Annotated in this window: 12 protein-coding genes and 1 pseudogene; 6 read left to right on the forward strand and 7 right to left on the reverse strand. The window is 71.6% G+C overall.

All coding sequences use genetic code 11. The features are described 5' to 3' along the window. The 3 genes and pseudogenes from ABZ656_RS47890 to ABZ656_RS47900 all read right to left on the reverse strand — a co-directional run. A pseudogene (locus tag ABZ656_RS47890) lies at positions 1 to 95 on the reverse strand (CBS domain-containing protein); the annotation flags it as partial. Between the two features lie 124 nt (positions 96 to 219). After that, positions 220 to 1,173 carry a 1-phosphofructokinase gene (pfkB, locus tag ABZ656_RS47895; protein ID WP_101404538.1) on the reverse strand — a complete coding sequence of 318 codons (954 nt, stop codon included), beginning with the start codon at positions 1,171 to 1,173 and terminating at the stop codon, positions 220 to 222. After that, positions 1,170 to 1,931 carry a DeoR/GlpR family DNA-binding transcription regulator gene (locus tag ABZ656_RS47900; RefSeq protein ID WP_054233089.1) on the reverse strand — a complete coding sequence of 254 codons (762 nt, stop codon included), beginning with the start codon at positions 1,929 to 1,931 and terminating at the stop codon, positions 1,170 to 1,172. Before ABZ656_RS47900 ends, pfkB begins: the two co-directional genes overlap by 4 nt. A 225-nt stretch (positions 1,932 to 2,156) precedes the next feature. Here ABZ656_RS47900 and ABZ656_RS47905 point away from each other — a divergent pair, with 225 nt between their 5' ends. The 4 genes from ABZ656_RS47905 (at position 2,157) to fxsT (ending at position 9,412) form a co-directional block, all read left to right on the forward strand. Continuing rightward, entirely contained in the window at positions 2,157 to 2,963 is an 807-nt protein-coding gene (locus ABZ656_RS47905) for a toll/interleukin-1 receptor domain-containing protein (protein WP_101404537.1), read from the forward strand. Next, on the forward strand, positions 2,960 to 4,471 hold the full coding sequence (locus ABZ656_RS47910) for a hypothetical protein (RefSeq protein WP_101404536.1): 1,512 nt from the start codon (positions 2,960 to 2,962) through the stop codon (positions 4,469 to 4,471). The genes ABZ656_RS47905 and ABZ656_RS47910 overlap by 4 nt, the downstream gene beginning before the upstream one ends. A 103-nt stretch (positions 4,472 to 4,574) precedes the next feature. Next, positions 4,575 to 5,555 (forward strand): ATP-binding protein, encoded by a 981-nt coding sequence (locus tag ABZ656_RS47915; RefSeq protein ID WP_101404535.1) that lies wholly within the window; start codon positions 4,575 to 4,577, stop codon positions 5,553 to 5,555. After that, the gene (fxsT, locus tag ABZ656_RS47920) at positions 5,552 to 9,412 is read left to right on the forward strand and encodes an FxSxx-COOH system tetratricopeptide repeat protein (RefSeq protein ID WP_360277523.1); all 3,861 of its coding nucleotides are present in this window, start codon (positions 5,552 to 5,554) and stop codon (positions 9,410 to 9,412) included. The genes ABZ656_RS47915 and fxsT overlap by 4 nt, the downstream gene beginning before the upstream one ends. A gap of 48 nt (positions 9,413 to 9,460) precedes the next feature. Here the strand turns inward: fxsT and ABZ656_RS47925 are convergent, their stop codons facing one another. Together ABZ656_RS47925 and ABZ656_RS47930 are read right to left on the reverse strand one after the other, a co-directional pair. Further along, on the reverse strand, positions 9,461 to 11,233 hold the full coding sequence (locus ABZ656_RS47925; protein WP_360277526.1) for an HEXXH motif domain-containing protein: 1,773 nt from the start codon (positions 11,231 to 11,233) through the stop codon (positions 9,461 to 9,463). Between the two features lie 320 nt (positions 11,234 to 11,553). Beyond that, complete coding sequence (locus ABZ656_RS47930; protein WP_360277529.1) at positions 11,554 to 13,131, reverse strand: MFS transporter; 1,578 nt, start codon at positions 13,129 to 13,131, stop codon at positions 11,554 to 11,556. Positions 13,132 to 13,192: 61 nt separating this feature from the next. On the opposite strand from ABZ656_RS47930, the gene ABZ656_RS47935 reads away from it, so the two are divergent. Next, on the forward strand, positions 13,193 to 14,212 hold the full coding sequence (locus ABZ656_RS47935; RefSeq protein ID WP_360277532.1) for a YafY family protein: 1,020 nt from the start codon (positions 13,193 to 13,195) through the stop codon (positions 14,210 to 14,212). 33 nt (positions 14,213 to 14,245) lie between these two features. On the opposite strand, the gene ABZ656_RS47940 is transcribed toward ABZ656_RS47935, so the two are convergent. Together ABZ656_RS47940 and ABZ656_RS47945 are read right to left on the reverse strand one after the other, a co-directional pair. Beyond that, positions 14,246 to 15,001: a TetR family transcriptional regulator gene (locus ABZ656_RS47940; RefSeq protein WP_360277535.1), complete on the reverse strand. Its 756-nt coding sequence runs from the start codon at positions 14,999 to 15,001 to the stop codon at positions 14,246 to 14,248. Positions 15,002 to 15,475: 474 nt separating this feature from the next. Beyond that, entirely contained in the window at positions 15,476 to 16,477 is a 1,002-nt protein-coding gene (locus ABZ656_RS47945) for a sigma-70 family RNA polymerase sigma factor (RefSeq protein ID WP_101404532.1), read from the reverse strand. Between the two features lie 169 nt (positions 16,478 to 16,646). Between ABZ656_RS47945 and ABZ656_RS47950 the strand changes: the two genes are divergently transcribed. Then, positions 16,647 to 17,186: an N-acetyltransferase family protein gene (locus tag ABZ656_RS47950; RefSeq protein ID WP_360277538.1), complete on the forward strand. Its 540-nt coding sequence runs from the start codon at positions 16,647 to 16,649 to the stop codon at positions 17,184 to 17,186. Positions 17,187 to 17,277: the final 91 nt, after the last annotated feature.

Here is a 17,277-nt window from a genome sequence, read left to right on the forward strand (position 1 = left end):
GCGCTCCTCGCGTAGACGCTCTCGACCCACGCGGCGAGCTGTTCGTCCGTCAGATGCTGGGCCAGGTCGGCCTCGCTGATCATGCCGACGAGGCGGGGTCTGCGGATGTGGCGGAGGCGGGGCCGGGGAAACCCCGCCTCATCAGTGCCTGTTCAGGGGGTGCGACCGCGGCGGTACCGGTCGTCGGAACAGCTGGATTCGTCGGAGCAGCCGGGTTCGTCATGACACGGGCTCCGTGAGTACGCGGTCCGCGGGGACCTCCGAGGTGACGGTCACGGCGGAGGGGTCGAGGTCGGCCGGGCGCGGCATCACACTGCCGGGCAGCTGTACGGCCGCTGCGCCATGGGCGACGGCGGAGGCGAGGGCCTCCGGGCCGCGGCCACCGGCGATCAGGAATCCGGCGAGGGAGGAGTCACCGGCGCCCACGTTGCTGCGTACGGCATCCACCCGGGCGCTGCCGAACCAGGCGCCCGCGCCGTCCACGAGCAGTTGCCCGTCCGCGCCGAGGCTGGCGAGCACGGCGCCGGCGCCCATTTCGCGCAGTTCCTCGGCGGCCTTGACGGCGTCGCCGACGGTGGCGAGGGGGCGTCCGACGGCTTCGGCGAGCTCCTCGGCGTTGGGCTTCACCACGTCGGGCCGCTCACGCAGCGCCGCGAGCAGCGCGGGGCCGGAGGTGTCCAGCGCGATCCGGGCGCCCGCCGCGTGGGCGCGGGCGACGAGGTCGGCGTACCAGGAAGGACCGAGTCCGCGCGGCAGGCTGCCGCAGCAGGTGATCCAGTCGGTGTCGCCGGAACGATACTGCTGACGCACCGTCTCCAGGAGCAGCTCCGCCTCGGCGGCGGTGAGTTCGGGACCGGGGGCGTTGATCTTCGTGAGCGTGCCGTCCGGCTCGGCGACCGAGATGTTCGAGCGGGTGGCTCCGGCGACCGGGACCGGCGCGACCTCGATGCCCTGCGCGTGGAGCAGCTCGGCGACGAGTGCGCCGGGCGCACCGCCCAACGGCAGTACGGCGACCGTGCGCTGCCCCGCCGCCGCGACCGCGCGCGAGACGTTCACGCCCTTGCCGCCCGGGTCCATGCGTTCGCCGGTGGCCCGGATGACCTCGCCGCGGTCGAGCGACGGGACCTCGTACGTACGGTCGAGGGAGGGGTTGGGGGTGACGGTGAGGATCATGCGCGCACTACTTCCGTGCCACCGCGCTCGATGTCGGTGGCGTCTTCGGGGCTCAACCCGCTGTCGGTGATCAGCAGGTCCACGTCGCTCAGGTCGCCGAAGCGGGCGAAGTGCTCCTGGCCGTGCTTGGAGGAGTCGGCGAGCAGCACCACGCGGCGCGCGGCGCGGATGGCCGCGCGCTTCACGGCTGCCTCGGCGAGGTCGGGGGTGGTCAGTCCGTGCTCGGCGGAGAAACCGTTGGCGGCGACGAACAGGACGTCGGCACGGATCTCGGCGTACGCGCGCAGCGCCCAGGCGTCCACGGCGGCGCGCGTACGGTGCCGGACGCGCCCTCCGACCAGGTGGAGCTGGATACCGGGGTGGTCCGCGAGGCGGGCCGCGATCGGCAGGCTGTGCGTGACGACGGTGAGCGTCGCCTCCAGCGGAAGGTCCCCGGCGAGCCGGGCGACGGTGCTGCCCGCGTCGAGGATCATCGTGCCCTGGTCCGGCAGCTCGGCGACCGCGGCCTGGGCGATGCGGTCCTTCTCGTCGGCCGCGGTGGACTCGCGCTCGGCGAGGTCGGGCTCGAAGTCCAGCCGCCCGGCCGGTATGGCACCGCCGTGCACCCGCCGCAGGAGTCCCGCGCGGTCGAGTGTCTTCAGATCGCGGCGGATGGTCTCCGCGGTGACCTGGAACTCCTCGGCCAGCGAGAGCACGTCCACCCGACCGCCGTCACGGGCGAGCCGGAGAATCTCCTGCTGCCGCTCCGGTGCGTACATGTCCGTTCGCCTCCGATTACTGTGCGGCCGATGCCCGAACTTGTGGTTTCGCTTGGAGGCTACGCCCGGATTTCCGGAAAGTAAACAGGTTCGGACGGCAGGTGGGCACAAACGGGCATCGAGGTGGGACCCTCCGCCCCGCTCGTTCCGGCCTCGCAGAAGTCCTGACGCCGTGTCATCGCGTCCGTATCCTGGACTGCGGGACACAACTTCTCGGGGGGTGTTGTGGACAGGGACGGTCTCCGCGCCCGCCCGGACCATGACTGGCAGCAAGCCGTGGTCCAGGCGCTGTGCGATTCCCCGGTCCTGGGCGACCGCAGTGCCCGCGCGATGCTGGCCGAGCTGATCGGCGACCGGCTGGGGCGGCCGGTGGTCCTGCGGGAACAGGCGACCACGCAGCTGCAGCTGCTCGAACTGGTGCGGTTCTGCGTCCGTGAGGAGATCGCGGCGAACCACGGACTGTCCGCGCTGGCCGGCGCGGTGTCACTGCTGGAGGGCCACAGCCGGACGGCCGACGCCGTCGGTGAGCTCGTACAGGAGCACGTCGTACGGGAGCACGTCGTACGGGCCGCACCGCCGCGAGCCCTCTCGCACACCGACCGCCCTGTTCACCTGTTGCTCTCCTGCGCCGTCACCGATCTCGCATGGGCCTCCTGGATCGCCTGGCACCTGGAGGATGCGGGCGTCGGCGTACTCCTCGACCTCCTCGACGGACCGCTGAGCGGTCTGGAACAGTGCGAACGCGCGCTCCCCGTCCTGTCCCCGGCCTACGTCGGCTCCGCACCCGTCCAGCAGGCCTGGCAGGCCGTGCACCACCGAAACCCCGAGGGCACGGCCGCGTTGCTGGTGCCGGTCATGGTGGAGCCGTGCCGGCCCCCTTGGCCGCTGTCCACGGTCGCGTACACCGACCTCACGGGCCGCGGCGAGGACGAGGCCCGCACCCGGCTGCTCGACGCCGTCGGCGTCACCCGCACCATCCCCACCAGGCACGCCGCATCTCCGCGCTTCCCCGACCCGGCGGGCCGACGTTGACGGGACAGGGCGGCGCGGGCCGCCACAACCCGGCGTTACGGATACGGGAGCGGATCGGCGAGGAGACCCTCGACGCACTGCTCGCGGTCCCCGCCCTCCACGACCGCTATGCGCGCGACCTGCTGACCGATCTGGTGGGCGAGGCACTGGGACACCGGGCCGACCTGCGGGAACAGGCCACCGTGCCGCTGCAGCTGCTGGAACTGTTCCGTTTCTGCACCCGCCACCAGGACGGACTGTCGGCGCTCGCGCGGAAGCTGCAGATGCTGGAGCCGGGCTGCCCCCAGGGACCCGTCGTGCAACGGCTCGCCGACGAATGGACGGCCGTGGACTCGCTCGACGGCCTGCCGGAGGTCACCGGCTCCTGGCAGTTCCTCGGTGCCACCCTGGGCACGCCTGCCATGTCGTACGCCATGCGGACGGCCCTCGTCCGGACGGCCACAGAGGCCAGGGTCTGCGCACCGCCGCCGCACGCCGACACCTGCTGGCACGACTTCCTGCACATGGCCGGACAGGGAGCTCCGCGGGGCGGGCTGCCACCGTGGATGGTCTACCTCGACCGCGCTGCCGACGCGATGGGCCACCCCGTCTCGGTCGAGCTGCTCGCACGCAACCGGCAGTGGGCCCTGAGCTGCGGCCTGGCCGAGCTGCTCGACCTCGACCGCGCCCGGACTCCGGCGCCGCCCCCGGCGGTCAGGCCGGGCCATGAGTACCTGGCGATCCACATCGCGCCGGACCCGCTGGAGAACGGGCGCTACACGGTCTCGCACTCCCTCATGTCCGACGCGGGCGGCCCGAACTGGCAGCACGGCGACCCGATGCAGCGGGTGCCGACCGACGGGCTGCAGCAGGCCGTGACCCGCATCATCAAAACGGTCGAAGGAGGCGGCGGCGACCGGCTGGCCCATGTGTGGCTGGAGTTCGTGCTCCCCTTCGAACTGCTCAACCTGCCCGTCGACCGGTGGCCCCGGGACACCACCGAAGTACCGAACGTGCCGCTCGCGGTGGACTACCCGGTGGTCGTGCGCAGCCTGGACCGGCTGCAGAACCGGGACTGGTACCGGTTCTGGCGCACCCGATGGGAGCAGCTGGCGCGAGACGAGCACCCGTCGAAGTCGGTGTACGTCAACGTCGCGCACCAGAACGGCAACCATCTGCGCGGCCTGGAGGCCCGACTCGGGGACAACGAGCACTGCGTGGCCCTGGTGCTGAGCGAACCGCCTCTGCCCGACCACGGCAACGGCCGCCGGGAGCTGCACGCGGCCCTGCGCAGTGGGCTGCCCGTGGTGATCTGGCACCGCGAAGGCCGCTCCACCAAGGAGTTCCGCGGTGTCCTCGACGGGCTCCTCACCGAGGGCCTGTCGCGGTTCCCGGCCAAGGTGGCCGCCTACCGCCGCCGTGCCGCGATCGACGCCGCAGACGACGAGGACGCCACACACATCGGCCGCCACCTCGCGGTCCTGTGGGACGACCCCGACCGCAAACCCGTGCGTCCCGAGCCACCGTGACCACGGACCAGCAGTGCGGATCCATGACCACCGACGAGCAGTGCGGACCGGCGCCACCGGTCCGGTCATCGCAGCCCGGTCGCCATACGGAGGGACGCCGTTCATGCCGCCGAACAGCCAGTCGTGGGGACTGTACCGAGGCACGGGGCTGCCCGGTGCCACACCGGAGGAGTGGCACCGGGCACCGGCCTGGCGCAGCTTCGGCGGCGGCCCCGAACTCCCCCCGCCACCCGTCGACGACCCGTGCGCCCCCGCGGTGCTGGGCACCATCAGGCAGCCACTGCCGGCTCCACCGGACGAGGTGGCACGGGTGAACGTGGCGCTGCACCTGCGCCGCCCCCTGCTCGTCACGGGCGAGCCCGGCACCGGCAAGTCGTCCCTCGCCTACCGCATCAGCGGGGAGCTCGGCCTCGGCCGCGTCCTGCGCTGGCCGATCACCTCCCTGAGCACACTCCGGGAGGGCCTTTACGACGGCCCGTACGAGGGTCATGACGCGGGCGAGTACGGCGGTGGGATCCGGCTCGGGCCACTGGGTACCGCCTTCCTGCCGTACCGCAGGCCCCGTGTACTGCTGATCGACCGGCTGGACCGGGCCGAGATCGGCCTGCCCGAGGACCTGTGCGCGGTACTGACGGCCGGAGGGTTCGCCCTGCCCGGCGCCGGCTCCACCGGCCTTCGGGTGTCGTCCCACGACGATCCGTCGGCCGCGGTGCCGCTGCCGGACGGAGCGGTGCGCTGCCGTGCCTTCCCCGTGGTGGTCATCACCACCACGGGTGAGCGGGATCTGCCATCGGATCTCGTACGCCGCTGTGTGACCCTGCGGCCCCAGCGGCCCGGCCCGGACCTGCTGCGCGCCATCGCCGCGAACCGGTTCCCGCCGGAGCCCGGACGTCCCGGCCCGGCGCCGGACGCCGTGGACGCCTTCGTCGAACGGGCCGCCGCCGCCGAGGGACCGGTCCTTGAACGGTTCCTGGACGCACTCCGCCTGGCCGCCGACGGTGTCCTCCAGGCCGTGGCAGAGGGCGGCAACTGGCAGGAGGCCGTCGACACCCTCTGGCAGTGGACCGCGCCGGAGGAGCCATGACCGGGCCCGGCCCGTTTCCCGCGGCTCTCCCGCCGGGGCTCCCGGAGGCCCTGCGGCACATCGGCACCGCGCTCGGCCGCACCGCTGTCCGGGACGTGGCGGTGGTGGCCGACGCGGGGCCGACGATGGGGATCTGGCACCGGACGGTCCACGAGTTCGCCACGGCGCTGCACCGGTGCGGGGCCTTCGGCCGGGTCACCACGCACAGGCTGCCGCACGGGCACAGTGCCGACCCGGCGACCCTGCCGCGTCACCGTGCGGGCACCCGGCTGACCCTGGTCCTGACCGACGGCGCGGGCCCGCGCTGGCGCACCCACGAGGTGGAACCGCTGCTGCGCCGCTGGGGCAGGTCCGGACCGCTCGCGCTGATCCACCTGCTGCCGCACCCGGTGTGGCACACGACGGGACTGCGCGGCTGGCAGGTGCTGCTGCGCTCGCCCGCCCCGGGCGTGGCCAACCACCGGATGCGGTGGCGGCCCCGCGGCCTGGGCCCCGATGTCCACGGCCTGCCGCCCGCCCACCGCCCCGACGTGGCGGTGCCCGTGCTCGAACTCACCCCCCGCTGGCTGGACGCCTGGTCCGGCCTGCTGGGCGGGGGCCCGCCGTCGTGGCTGCCGATGACGGTGATGTTCCCCCGCGCACGCGTACCCGCCAATCCGGCGGCGGCGGAGCCCGTCCCCACCCCGGCGGCTCGGGTGGCGCGCTTCCAGTCGTCCGTGCCCCGGAGCGTGTTCACGCTCGCCACCATGCTCTCCGCGATACCCCTCAGCGCCGGGCTGATCGAGGAGGTGCGGGGCGCACTCCTGCCCGGCACCTCCCTCACCGACGTCGCCCACCTGCTGGTGCACGGCCTGGTCCGGCCGGCGGACGGCGGGCACACCACCTTCGCGTTCGCCCCCGGGATCCGCGAGGAGCTGCTGGCCACCGGACGGCGTACCGATGTGGTGCGAGTAGTCGAGTTGATCGGGGATCGCCGGGGATCAGGCGGGGAACACTTGTGGCGACTGCCCCGGTTGCTGCGCGGGGCCGCCGTGCACCGACTCCCGCCGGTCGACGCGGAGTCCGGGCCGTGGCTCATGGCGGAGAGCGCTGTGCTCCACGCCCTGTCCGGGCCGTTCCTGAAGCCGGCGAGGGAGATCGACGAGGCCCTCGCGGCCGCCCCGGCCGATCGGAAACGCCCGCAGCGCGCACAGCAGCACGGCACCACCACACCCGCACCACCCACAGCACCCACAGCACCCACAGCACCCAGCGATGCCGTCGCCCGGCCCCCGGGCGACGCCGACCGTCGGACCGATCAGGGGAAGAGGAGGCCGGTGATGCCGCAGCAGGCCCCTGCGAGCACGGTGGGCAACGGACGTACCAAGAGCACGCCCACGATCTGGGGAAACATCCCGCCCAGGAATCCGAACTTCACGGGCCGCGAGGAACTCCTCGACAAGCTGCATCAACGGCTGCTGCGGGAGAAGGCGACCGCCGTACTGCCCCACACGCTGCACGGCATGGGCGGCGTCGGCAAGAGCCTGCTGGCCGTCGAGTACCTCTACCGTCGTATGGCGGAGTACGACGTGGTCTGGTGGATCTCCGCGGAGCGCACCGCGCAGATCTCCCTGTCCCTGGTGGAACTGGCACCGCGCCTGGGCCTGCCGACCGGGTCCGACGTCTCCTCGACCGTCGCCTCGGTCCTGGAGGCGCTGCGCATCGGCGTGCCCTACGCGAACTGGATCCTGGTCTTCGACAACGCGGAAAGCCCGGAATCCGTAAGGCAGTTCTTCCCGGCCGGAGGGCCGGGCAACATCCTCGTCACCTCGCGCAACCCCCAATGGGCCTCCGTCGCCCGGCCGCTGGAGGTCGACGTCTTCATGCGGGAGGAGAGCAAACAGCTGCTGCGCGTACGCGGACCGGAGATCAGCGACGCGGAGGCCGACCGGCTCGCGGAGGCACTCGGTGACCTGCCGCTCGCCATCGAGCAGGCCGCCGCCTGGCACGCGGAGACGGGCATGCCCGTGGACGAGTACCTGCGGCTGCTCGACGAGAAGCGTGTGGACCTGCTGCGCGGCACCGCGCCGCTCGGCAACCAGCATCCGGTGATAGCCGCCTGGAACATCTCCCTGGACCGGCTGGAGGCCAAGAGCCCGGCCGCGTACCAGCTCCTTCAGGTGTGCTCCTTCTACGCGCCCGAACCCATCGCGCGGACCATGTTCATGCGGATGCCGCCCAGTCCCATCACCCCCGAGCTGGACACCGCCCTGGAGGATCCGATCCGGCTCGGCCAGGCCATCCGCGACATCGGCCGCTACTCCCTGGCCCGCTTCGACCACCGCACCAACTCCCTCCAGATGCACCGGCTGGTGCAGGCGGCGCTGCAGTTCCGGATGACCGAGGAGGACCGGGCCACCATGCGGCACGGGGCGCACATGCTGCTGGTGGCGAGCGACCCCAACGACCCCAGCAACGCGCTGCGCTGGGACCGGTACGGCGCGCTCTATCCCCACGTGGTCGTCTCCGGCGCGGTGCAGTCCGACGAGACCTGGGTGCGCAGGCTGGTGGTGAACGAGGTCAAGTACCTGCGGCGCTGGGGGGACTACGAGTCCTGTCTGGAACTCGCCCGAACCGCCTACGACGACTGGTCCGGTCGCCTGGGCGCGGAGCACACCCAGACCCTGCAGATCGCCCGCTGGCTGGCGTTTCTCCAGTTCAGCATGGGCCGTTACAAGGAGGCTGCCGAGCTCAACACGAAGACGCTTGAAGCACATCTCAGGTCGCTGGGTCCCCACCACCAGGACACGTTCGCCGCGCTCGGCAACGTCGCCATAGACCACCGTGTGCGCGGCGCGTTCGCCGAGGCCCTCCAACTCTCCGACTCCGTGCACCAGCAGTCCCTGCAGCTCATCGGTCCGGACGACCCGGAGACACTGCGGGCCGCGCACAACCTCGGCGTGAGCCTGCGCCTGGTGGGGAAGTTCGCCCGCGCCTACGAACTGGACCAGCAGACCTGGCACAACCGCATCCAGATCTTCGGCCAGGACCACATCGACTCACTGAGCACCTGGCTCGGGATGATCGTCGATCTCCGTGAACTCGGTGACTACGAAACAGCGTTGACCTACCACCGCGAGATCACCGAGCAGGCCACCACGCTGCTCGGCGGCAGCAATCCGTTCACCCTGTCCTGCATCCGCCTCCTGGCCGTCGCCCTGCGCAAGGCCGGCGAGCACGAGGAGGCCGCGGCGACGGCGCAGCGCATTCGCGCGGAGCTCGTACGCCGGTACGGCGACCGCAACCCCGAGTCGATGGCCGCCACCCTCGAACTGACCATCCACCTGCGCCACCAGGGAGACCTGGAGGAAGCACTGCGTCTGGGTACGGCGATCTGCCGGCGGTACGAGGAGACGTACGGCAAGCACCACCCGCATGCCCTGTCCGCCGCTGTGAACCTAGCGATCACGTATCGGCTCCTGGGCGACGCCGCGGCCGCACAGTACATCGACGCCGTGGCCCTCGAGCAGCTCACACAGACGCTGGACGCGACGCACCCCTCCGCGCTGGTGTGCCGCACCAATCTCGCCAGCGACCACTACGCGCTCGGCGACGCGGCCGGCGCGCTGGACCTCGACACCGAAACACTCCGCAGGTCCCGGGAGGTCTTCGACGACGAACACCCCTCCACTCTGGCCTGCGCCGCGAACCTCGCCATGGATCTACGGACCGTGGGACGGGACGAGGAGGCGGAGACACTGCACCGCGACACCCGCGACCGTCTCCACCGCACCTTGGGCAGCGGCCACCCGGCGGTCGCCCAGGCCGCGGACTGGGACCACCGCGCGGACTGCGACATCGATCCGATGCCTCTGTGACGGAATCCGCGCCGCCGGCTCGGGCCCGACCCGGCCCGACAAGTGCCCCTACTCCGCGAGCCAGTGAGCCAGAAGCACCGGATCGGGCGGGGTGGACAGCGACCGGCCGACGGCCAGGGCCAGTTCGGGCCTTTCGATCAGGGCGGTCCCGGCGGCTCGCTCGCCACACTCGGTCAGCGCAAGGCCAAGTCCGGCCCAGGCGGCGGGTCTGGCGACCGGACCCATGAGTTCCTCGGTGTACAGCTTGACCGCGGTCGCGGCGTCACCGTCCACCAGCGCCAGATCGGCGGGGACGACACCGGGCACCCTCCTCGCCGGGTTCTCCGCCGCGCGCAGGGCGTCGAACTCACCGGGGGCGATGAGGCTGAGGCGCGCCAGCAGCGCGAGCGTGTCGAGCCGACAGGCGCCCGAATCGGCCCGCAACGCGCGCTCGGGGCGCATGCCGACATCCACGCGCTGCTCCGCCCGCCAGCTGTCAGCCAGCTCCCTCGCATGCGCCGGGGGCACATGGAGGTGGTGCACACGCCAGGTCGCACGGTGGTGGACCACCGCGAGGTGCGCAAGGCGCTGTTCACGCGCTCCCACCGGCTCCGCCTGCCAGGGCGCGGTCTGTTCGTCCAGGCTGCCGATCAGCGAGCGCCCCAGCGGAGTCAGTGCGGGGTGGTCGCGCAGGGTCCCGAGCACCGTGCGGACAGCGCTCCGCCACAGCGCGTACTCGAAGCCCGCAAGCCCTTCCGGACCGCGCGTGCGCCAGTAGTGCGCTACCCCCGAGAAGGCATAGGCCCCGTGCACCAGCCCCCCGAGGGGGCGCGGATCGTCGCGCCAGGGCGCGTAGAACAGGTCGTCGCACTCATCGAACAGCGGCGTAAGAAAGATGAGGCCGTTGAGCAGGGTGTGCCGGAACTCATGCAGGACGGCGACCCCGAGCTGCGCCGGTAGGACGTCCTCGTCCTCGTCCGGCTCGGACAGCAGCAGGCACCCGAACGCGTCGCTCGACGAAGCCGCCCGTGCGCGCAGCCGCTCGCCCCGCGGCAGCGGAACGACGGAACGCAAGCCCGCGGCCAAGGCCAGGGCGCCGTCCGTGCGATCCTCCACCAGTACCGGCCACATGCGCTCGAACCAGCGCTGCCAGGAAGCGAACTGCTCGGGAGCGAGACGTCCGGGCGCCGTCAGCTGCGGCACCGGTGCATAGGGTCCGAGGTCGTCGAGGGCGAGAGTGAGGCCGACTCCCGCGTGTTCCGCGCGCAGCCACCGCTGCCCCTCCCATCCCGGGGCGTCGGTCTCCCTCTCGTCCGGCACCGTCACGGTCACGCCGCCCGCGCCGACCCGGACCACCCCGTCCCGCCCCCACACCTCGGCGGTCCCCCGGAGATCGCCACCGACCGTGGCCCGGCCAAGGCCTGGCAGGAACACCCGCCCCTCCCGCACCGGCACACACACCCGGAAGTCGGCCCCGGCGGTGATGAACACGGCTGCCGCCAACTGCCCGAGGAACCCCAGCTCCACGTGCAGCGGTGTCTCGATCCCGGTCGCCGCCGGATCCGGGCGGGACAGTCTGCGCAGCAGGCTCGCCGCCCACACCCCCACCTGTGGGTCGAGGAGCACCGTACGGAAGGCCGCCGGGTCCGCCCGCTCGGCGGCTTCGAGCAGCTTCCAGGCCCGACGGACGTCGTCGGCGTCCGCTGCCGCGTCCAGGATCGCGCGCAACAGCAACAGTCGTCGGCTCGACTCCGCCTCAAGCAGAAATCCGACGGCTTCCTCGTTCTCGGTGACGGAGTTCAGCGCGTCCAGGACGGGGTTGGAGAGGTGGTGAAGACGCATCCGCGGGCCTAGCCGCCTTCGCTGCCCGCGATCGTGGACACGGGACGGCCGACGCGATACGTCAAGCGCTCGATCGACGGCCGTAGAACGGCGTCATCAAGGGCCGCGACCTCCTCGAGCGAAAGGGCCGACAACGTGGGAAGCCAGGATTGCGGCGCCCCGGACACCACCGCTTCACGGGGGGTGACGTGTTCCCTCGATGACATTACGTCACCGTATATCAACGTGTGCTCTCAAGAAACGCTGAACCGCTCCCCAGCGAGGTGTGCCCGCCCTCCGGCGGAGGACGGGCACACAACCAGGGCGTCGGCACCAGGACGTCAGCCCAGCAGCGCCGGCTCACTGTCGGACACCGGGGCGCCCGCGGCCGGGTTCGCGCTCTCCCGCTCGCCGGCCGGGTTGTCCTCCCCCGCCCCCTCGACATGCTGCGCCGGCCGCTTCGGCAGCGCGAACATCAGCAGGAAGATCGCCACCATCACCGCCACGACCCAGCCCAGCGCGTGCTGGAAGCCGTTGACGAAGGCCGGGCCCACCTGGGTGCGGGTCAGGCGGTCGCCGATCTGGCCGAAGAAGACCACGGACACCAGGCCGAGTCCGAGCGCGTTGCCCATCTGCTGCACGGTGTTGATGAGCCCGGACGCCGAACCGGAGTGTTCGCGCGGGACCTCCGACAGCACCGCGTCGGTCAGCGGGGCCACGATGAAGCCCATGCCCGCGCCCATGACGACCAGCGGAAGCGCCATCTGCCAGGAGGCGATGGACAGGCCGTACCGCCCGGACTCCCAGATGTAGAGCAGCACCCCGACCGCCATGATCAGCGCGCCCGCCTGGAGCACCTTGCGCCCGAAGCGCGGGACGAGCAGCTGCACCGACATGCCCGCCGCGGCCGAGACCGCGATCGAGAACGGGACCCCGGTCAGCCCCGCGTGCAGCGGGGTCCAGCCCAGGCCGACCTGCATGTACAGCGTCCAGACCAGGAAGAAGATCCCGAGGCCGACCCCGAAGACGGTCTGGACGGCGATGCCCGCGGCGAAGCTCTTCACCTTGAACAGGGACAGCTCGACCAGTGGCGATCCGTCCCGCGCCGCCTTGCGCTTCTCGTACGCCACCAGCGCCGCGAAGACGAGAAGGGCGCCGCCCATCGACACGTACCCCCACAGCGGCCAGCCCAGCTCACGCCCGCGCGTCAGCGGGTAGAGCAGCATCAGCAGGCCCAGCGTCACGAGGGCCACGCCGACGAGGTCGAGCTTGAGGGCCTTCGGGGCCTTGGACTCGCTGATGAAGCGTCGTCCCAGGATCAGCGCGGCGATGCCCACCGGCAGGTTGATGAGGAAGATCGGCCGCCACTCCAGACCGAAGAGGTTCCACTCGGTGAGCAGCGCGCCGAGGAGAGGGCCGGACACGGCGCCCAGACCGACGATCGCTCCGAAGAGACCGAAGACCTTGCCTCGCTCGTGCGCCGGGAAGGTCGCGTGCACGATCGACAGCACCTGCGGCACCATCAGCGCGGCCATCCCGCCCTGAAGAATGCGCGAGGCGACCAGCATCTCCGGGTTCGCGGCGAAGCCGCACAGCGCGGAGGCGATCGTGAAGCCGCCTATGCCGACCAGGAAGAGCCGCTTGCGGCCGTGGATGTCACCGAGCCGTCCACCGGTGATGAGCCCGGCGGCGAAGGCGAGCGCGTAGCCGGCGGTGATCCACTGGATCTGGCTGAAGGACGCGCCCTCGTCCCGCTGGATCGAGGGAATCGCGATGTTGACGATCGTGACGTCGACCAGGTCCATGAAGGCCGCGGTCATCACGATGGCGAGCGCGAACCAGCGCCGCCGGTCGGCCACGGCTGCCGGGCCCTGCGGCGGCTCGGCCGGACTGCTGAGAGTGGTCTCGGTGGAGGTCATGGCTTGAAGGTAGACCCCTATTAGGTCAGATCACGTCCTAGATGTGCGGCACCCTGGAAACATGACGACGGACACCCCGGCCCGGCTCCTCCAGCTGCTCTCCCTCCTCCAGACGCCCCGCGAATGGCCCGGCGGCGAGCTCTCCGAGCGGCTGGGCGTGTCCCGGCGTACCGTCCGCCGCGACATCGACCGGCTCCGGGAGCTGGGCTATCCGGTGCAGGCGACGAAGGGGGCGGACGGCGGGTACCGGCTGGTGGCGGGCAAGGCGATGCCGCCGCTCGTGCTCGACGACGAGGAGGCGGTGGCGATCGCGGTGGGGCTGCGGGCCGGCGCCGGGCACGCGGTCGAGGGCGTCGACGAGGCCTCCGTCCGTGCGCTCGCCAAACTGGAGCAGGTGCTGCCGTCCCGGCTGCGCAACCGTGTGTCCACGCTCCAGGCCGCGACCACCCCGCTGACCAGCGGGGACGGAGCGAGCATCGCGCCCGAGACGCTGACCGTGATCGCCGCGTCGGTGACCGGGCGGGAACGGCTGCGGTTCGCCTACCGCTCGGGGGACGACACCCCCTCACGGCGCCTGGCCGAGCCCTACCGCCTCGTCTCCACCGGCCGTCGCTGGTACCTGGTCGCCTACGACCTCGACCGCGACGACTGGCGCACCTTCCGCGTCGACCGGATCGCCGAGCCCTTCGCGACCGGCGTCCGTTTCACGCCACGGGAACTGCCGACGGGGAACGCGGCCGAGTACCTGCGGCAGTCGATGTACGGACGCCAGGAGACGTACGACTTCGAGGTCGCCTTCGCCGCGCCCGCCGCGTTCGTCGCGGCCCGCCTGCCCAAGTGGTTCGGCGCGCCCGAGCCGATCGACGACCGCAGCTGTCTGCTGCGTTCCTCCGCCGGGGACTCCGTGGAGTGGCTGGCGGTACGGCTCGCGATGGTCGACTGCGAGTTCTCGGTGCGACGGCCGGCGGAACTGGTCGAGTGCGTACGGGAGTTGGGCGGGCGCCTGACTCGGGCGGCGGGTGGCTCGGAAGACGGGTCGGCGGGCGGTCGCCCGGAAGGGCGTGGCGTCAGGGCCGGGTGAGCCCTGCGCGGGCCCGACCGGTCCGCGGCGCGCTCACACGGTTCCCCAGGGGAAGTCGCGCAGGGCTTCCAGATGGCCTACCGCGAGCGCGACCGGTCCGGCCGGACCGTCGGCCGGCTCGTCCCCGGCGGCCCAGGCCTCCACCGCCACGCGAACGGCCGCACCGGCCACGGCGGCACCGAGCCGGAACTCCGCCCTGCCACCGGCCAAGGCACCCGCCCCGCCGCCCGCCGCAAAAGCCCGCGCCTCCAGCACACGCGCCAGCGTCCGCTCCGCGCCCTGACAGGCCTCGCCCCACACCCTCAGCAGCGCCGGACTCCCCTCGGCCAGCCGAAGCAGGGCGCGGACCCAGTCCATGGACTCCGCTCGCACCCCGACGCCCGGGGTGAGGGTCCGGACGACGGCGTGGCGAAGCGCCTCCGGCACGGACAGGTCGGCCGGGGCGTCGCGTACGGCCTCGGCCCACTTCTCGACGCCCGCGGAGAAGAGCGGGGCGAGGCATTCTTCCTTGCCGGCGAAGTAGCGGTAGAAGGTGCGTGGCGCGACACCGGCGGCGCGGGCGATGTCCTCGGCGCGGGTGGCGCGCAGACCGTGCCTCATGAAGAGCCCGGCCGCGGCCCGCGCGATCTCCATCCGGGTGGCGGCCTTGCGTCGCTCCGTGAGCGAGAGCCCGGGAGCGCCGGCCGCGCCGGAGCGGACCTCATCAAGACCCCCGGCACGAGCGGCCGACGACGAACCCCCCGGAACGCGGGGGTCGGACGCGCGGGCCGCGCGGTTGGTACCGGTCACGGACGGCAGGTTATGCCCCTGTGGCACAATCTGCCATCCGGGTCACCCCGGGGTTCAGGTACGGGGTGGCCCGTCAGGCTGCCCGAAAACCACCGCTCCCGGGGAACGAGTCCCGGACCATCCCCCGAGCGAGACCGACCGACCCCGACGAACCCTGGGCAAAAAAGGAGCCGAGCCCCGGCGCCAGGGGGGGGAAGGCGCCGAAGCTCGGCTCTGGAGAGTCCCGGCGCGGGGGGGGAGTGCGTCGGGACTCGGTTCTGGGGGGTCTTGGGGCTGCGCCCCGGGACCCTGAACCCTGGGCCCTGAAGTCTTGTGCCCAGAGCCCAGCGAGTTAAGCGGCGTTACATGGCCATGTCCGGTCGACTTATGGCCGACCTTCGGCCATCAGGTCCGTCAGATCCGTCGAACCCGTACGAACCATACGTGGCGCACCAACCACATGAACCACGCAAACCGCACGAACCACGGACATTCTTAAGCCGCCGCGTCAAAACCGGTGTCGCGGGCCAGCTTCTTCAGCTCCAGCAGGGCGTGCTTCTCGATCTGTCGGATGCGCTCACGGGTGAGCCCGTGCTCCTTGCCGACCTCCGTGAGCGTGCGCTCCCGGCCGTCGTCGATGCCGTACCGCATCTTGATGATCGAGGCCGTGCGCTGGTCGAGGCGGCCGATCAGGTCGTCGAGCTCCTCGCTGCGCAGCAGGGTGAGGACGGACTGCTCGGGCGAGACCGCGGAGGTGTCCTCGAGGAGGTCACCGAACTGGGTGTCGCCGTCGTCGTCCACCGACATGTTCAACGAGACCGGGTCGCGGGCCCAGTCCAGGACGTCCGTCACACGCTCCGGGGTCGAGTCCAGCTCGGCGGCGATCTCCGCGTGCTCGGGCTCGCGCCCGTTCTTGCGGTTGAACTCGCGCTGCACGCGACGGATCCGGCCCAGCTCCTCGACCAGGTGCACGGGGAGACGGATCGTGCGTGACTGGTCGGCGATGGAGCGGGTGATGGCCTGACGGATCCACCACGTGGCGTACGTCGAGAACTTGAAGCCCTTGCGGTAGTCGAACTTCTCGACCGCGCGCACCAGGCCCGCGTTGCCCTCCTGGATCAGGTCGAGCAGGGGCAGGCCGCTACGGGGATACCGCCGGGCCACGGCGACGACCAGCCGCAGGTTGGAGCGGATGAAGACGTCCTTGGCCCGCTCCCCCTCGGCTATCAGCGCCTCGAGCTCCTCGCGGGTCGCGTCCGCCTTGGGGGCATCGACCTCGTCGTCGAGGATCTGCCGAGCGAACACACCCGCCTCGATGATCTGGGACAGCTCGACTTCCTTGGCGGCGTCGAGCAGCGGCGTACGCGCGATCTCGTCGAGGTACATGCCGACCAGGTCGCGGTCGGCGATTTCGCCGCCTACGGCGCGAACACTGCGTGCCGCGTCGCTGGTCTCGCCGGTGGCGGACTGACGACGGGCGACGGCACGGGTTGCCATGCGTGCTCCCTTGCGATGGTGGGCTTGCGGGTCCTAGTGGCGGCTCGGACACTCTTCCGAGTGCCCGGCATCCGAAGGAAACAACGACTGGAATCCGGACAGAATTCCCAACCCGCCCCTCTCTTTTTCTGATCATGCAGTACCCTGTGCCGCCACAGCGGGAGGTCGGATGCCAACGGAACGTACAGAGGTGCAGGTCAGGCCAGGAGTCGAGGCCGACCTCGACGCCCTCACGGCCATCTACAACCACTACGTTCGTGAGACGCCCATCACATTCGACACTGCCGTCTTCACCTCGGAAGAGCGACGCCCCTGGCTGCTCTCCCACCCTGAAGACGGCCCGCACCGCCTGATGGTTGCCACGGACACGGACTCACAGGGGACTCCCGGGAACGCACAGCGCATTCTGGGATACGCCACATCCAGCGCCTTCCGTCCCAAGCCCGCCTACGCCACGTCCGTCGAGGTCACCATCTACCTCGCCCCGGACGCGGGCGGCCGGGGCGTCGGCACGCTGCTCTACAAGGCCCTCTTCGAGGCGCTCACCGACGAGGACGTGCACCGCGCCTACGCGGGCATCGCCCAGCCCAACGAAGCGTCCGTGCGGCTGCACGAACGCTTCGGGTTCCGGCACGTCGGCACGTACCGGGAGGTGGGCCGGAAGTTCGGCCGGTACTGGGATGTGGCCTGGTACGAGAAGGGCCTCTAGGCCCTGTCGTCAAATTCCCGTCTGCCCTGCGACGCCATGCACGCACTCTCACCGCACCAGGCACAGATCCAAGTACGTCCAGTACGAGGGC

Source organism: Streptomyces sp. NPDC007095 (genome assembly GCF_040634475.1).
Lineage (GTDB): Bacteria > Actinomycetota > Actinomycetes > Streptomycetales > Streptomycetaceae > Streptomyces.

Excerpts from the sequence above, each read along its gene's own strand:
- fxsT (WP_360277523.1), top strand. The coding sequence starts at position 5,552 with ATGACCGGGCCCGGCCCGTTTCCCGCGGCTCTCCCGCCGGGGCTCCCG.
- ABZ656_RS47950 (WP_360277538.1), top strand. The coding sequence starts at position 16,647 with ATGCCAACGGAACGTACAGAGGTGCAGGTCAGGCCAGGAGTCGAGGCC.
- ABZ656_RS47935 (WP_360277532.1), top strand. The coding sequence starts at position 13,193 with ATGACGACGGACACCCCGGCCCGGCTCCTCCAGCTGCTCTCCCTCCTC.
- ABZ656_RS47925 (WP_360277526.1), bottom strand. The coding sequence starts at position 11,233 with ATGCGTCTTCACCACCTCTCCAACCCCGTCCTGGACGCGCTGAACTCC.
- ABZ656_RS47900 (WP_054233089.1), bottom strand. The coding sequence starts at position 1,931 with ATGTACGCACCGGAGCGGCAGCAGGAGATTCTCCGGCTCGCCCGTGAC.
- pfkB (WP_101404538.1), bottom strand. The coding sequence starts at position 1,173 with ATGATCCTCACCGTCACCCCCAACCCCTCCCTCGACCGTACGTACGAG.
- ABZ656_RS47915 (WP_101404535.1), top strand. The coding sequence starts at position 4,575 with ATGCCGCCGAACAGCCAGTCGTGGGGACTGTACCGAGGCACGGGGCTG.
- ABZ656_RS47945 (WP_101404532.1), bottom strand. The coding sequence starts at position 16,477 with ATGGCAACCCGTGCCGTCGCCCGTCGTCAGTCCGCCACCGGCGAGACC.
- ABZ656_RS47930 (WP_360277529.1), bottom strand. The coding sequence starts at position 13,131 with ATGACCTCCACCGAGACCACTCTCAGCAGTCCGGCCGAGCCGCCGCAG.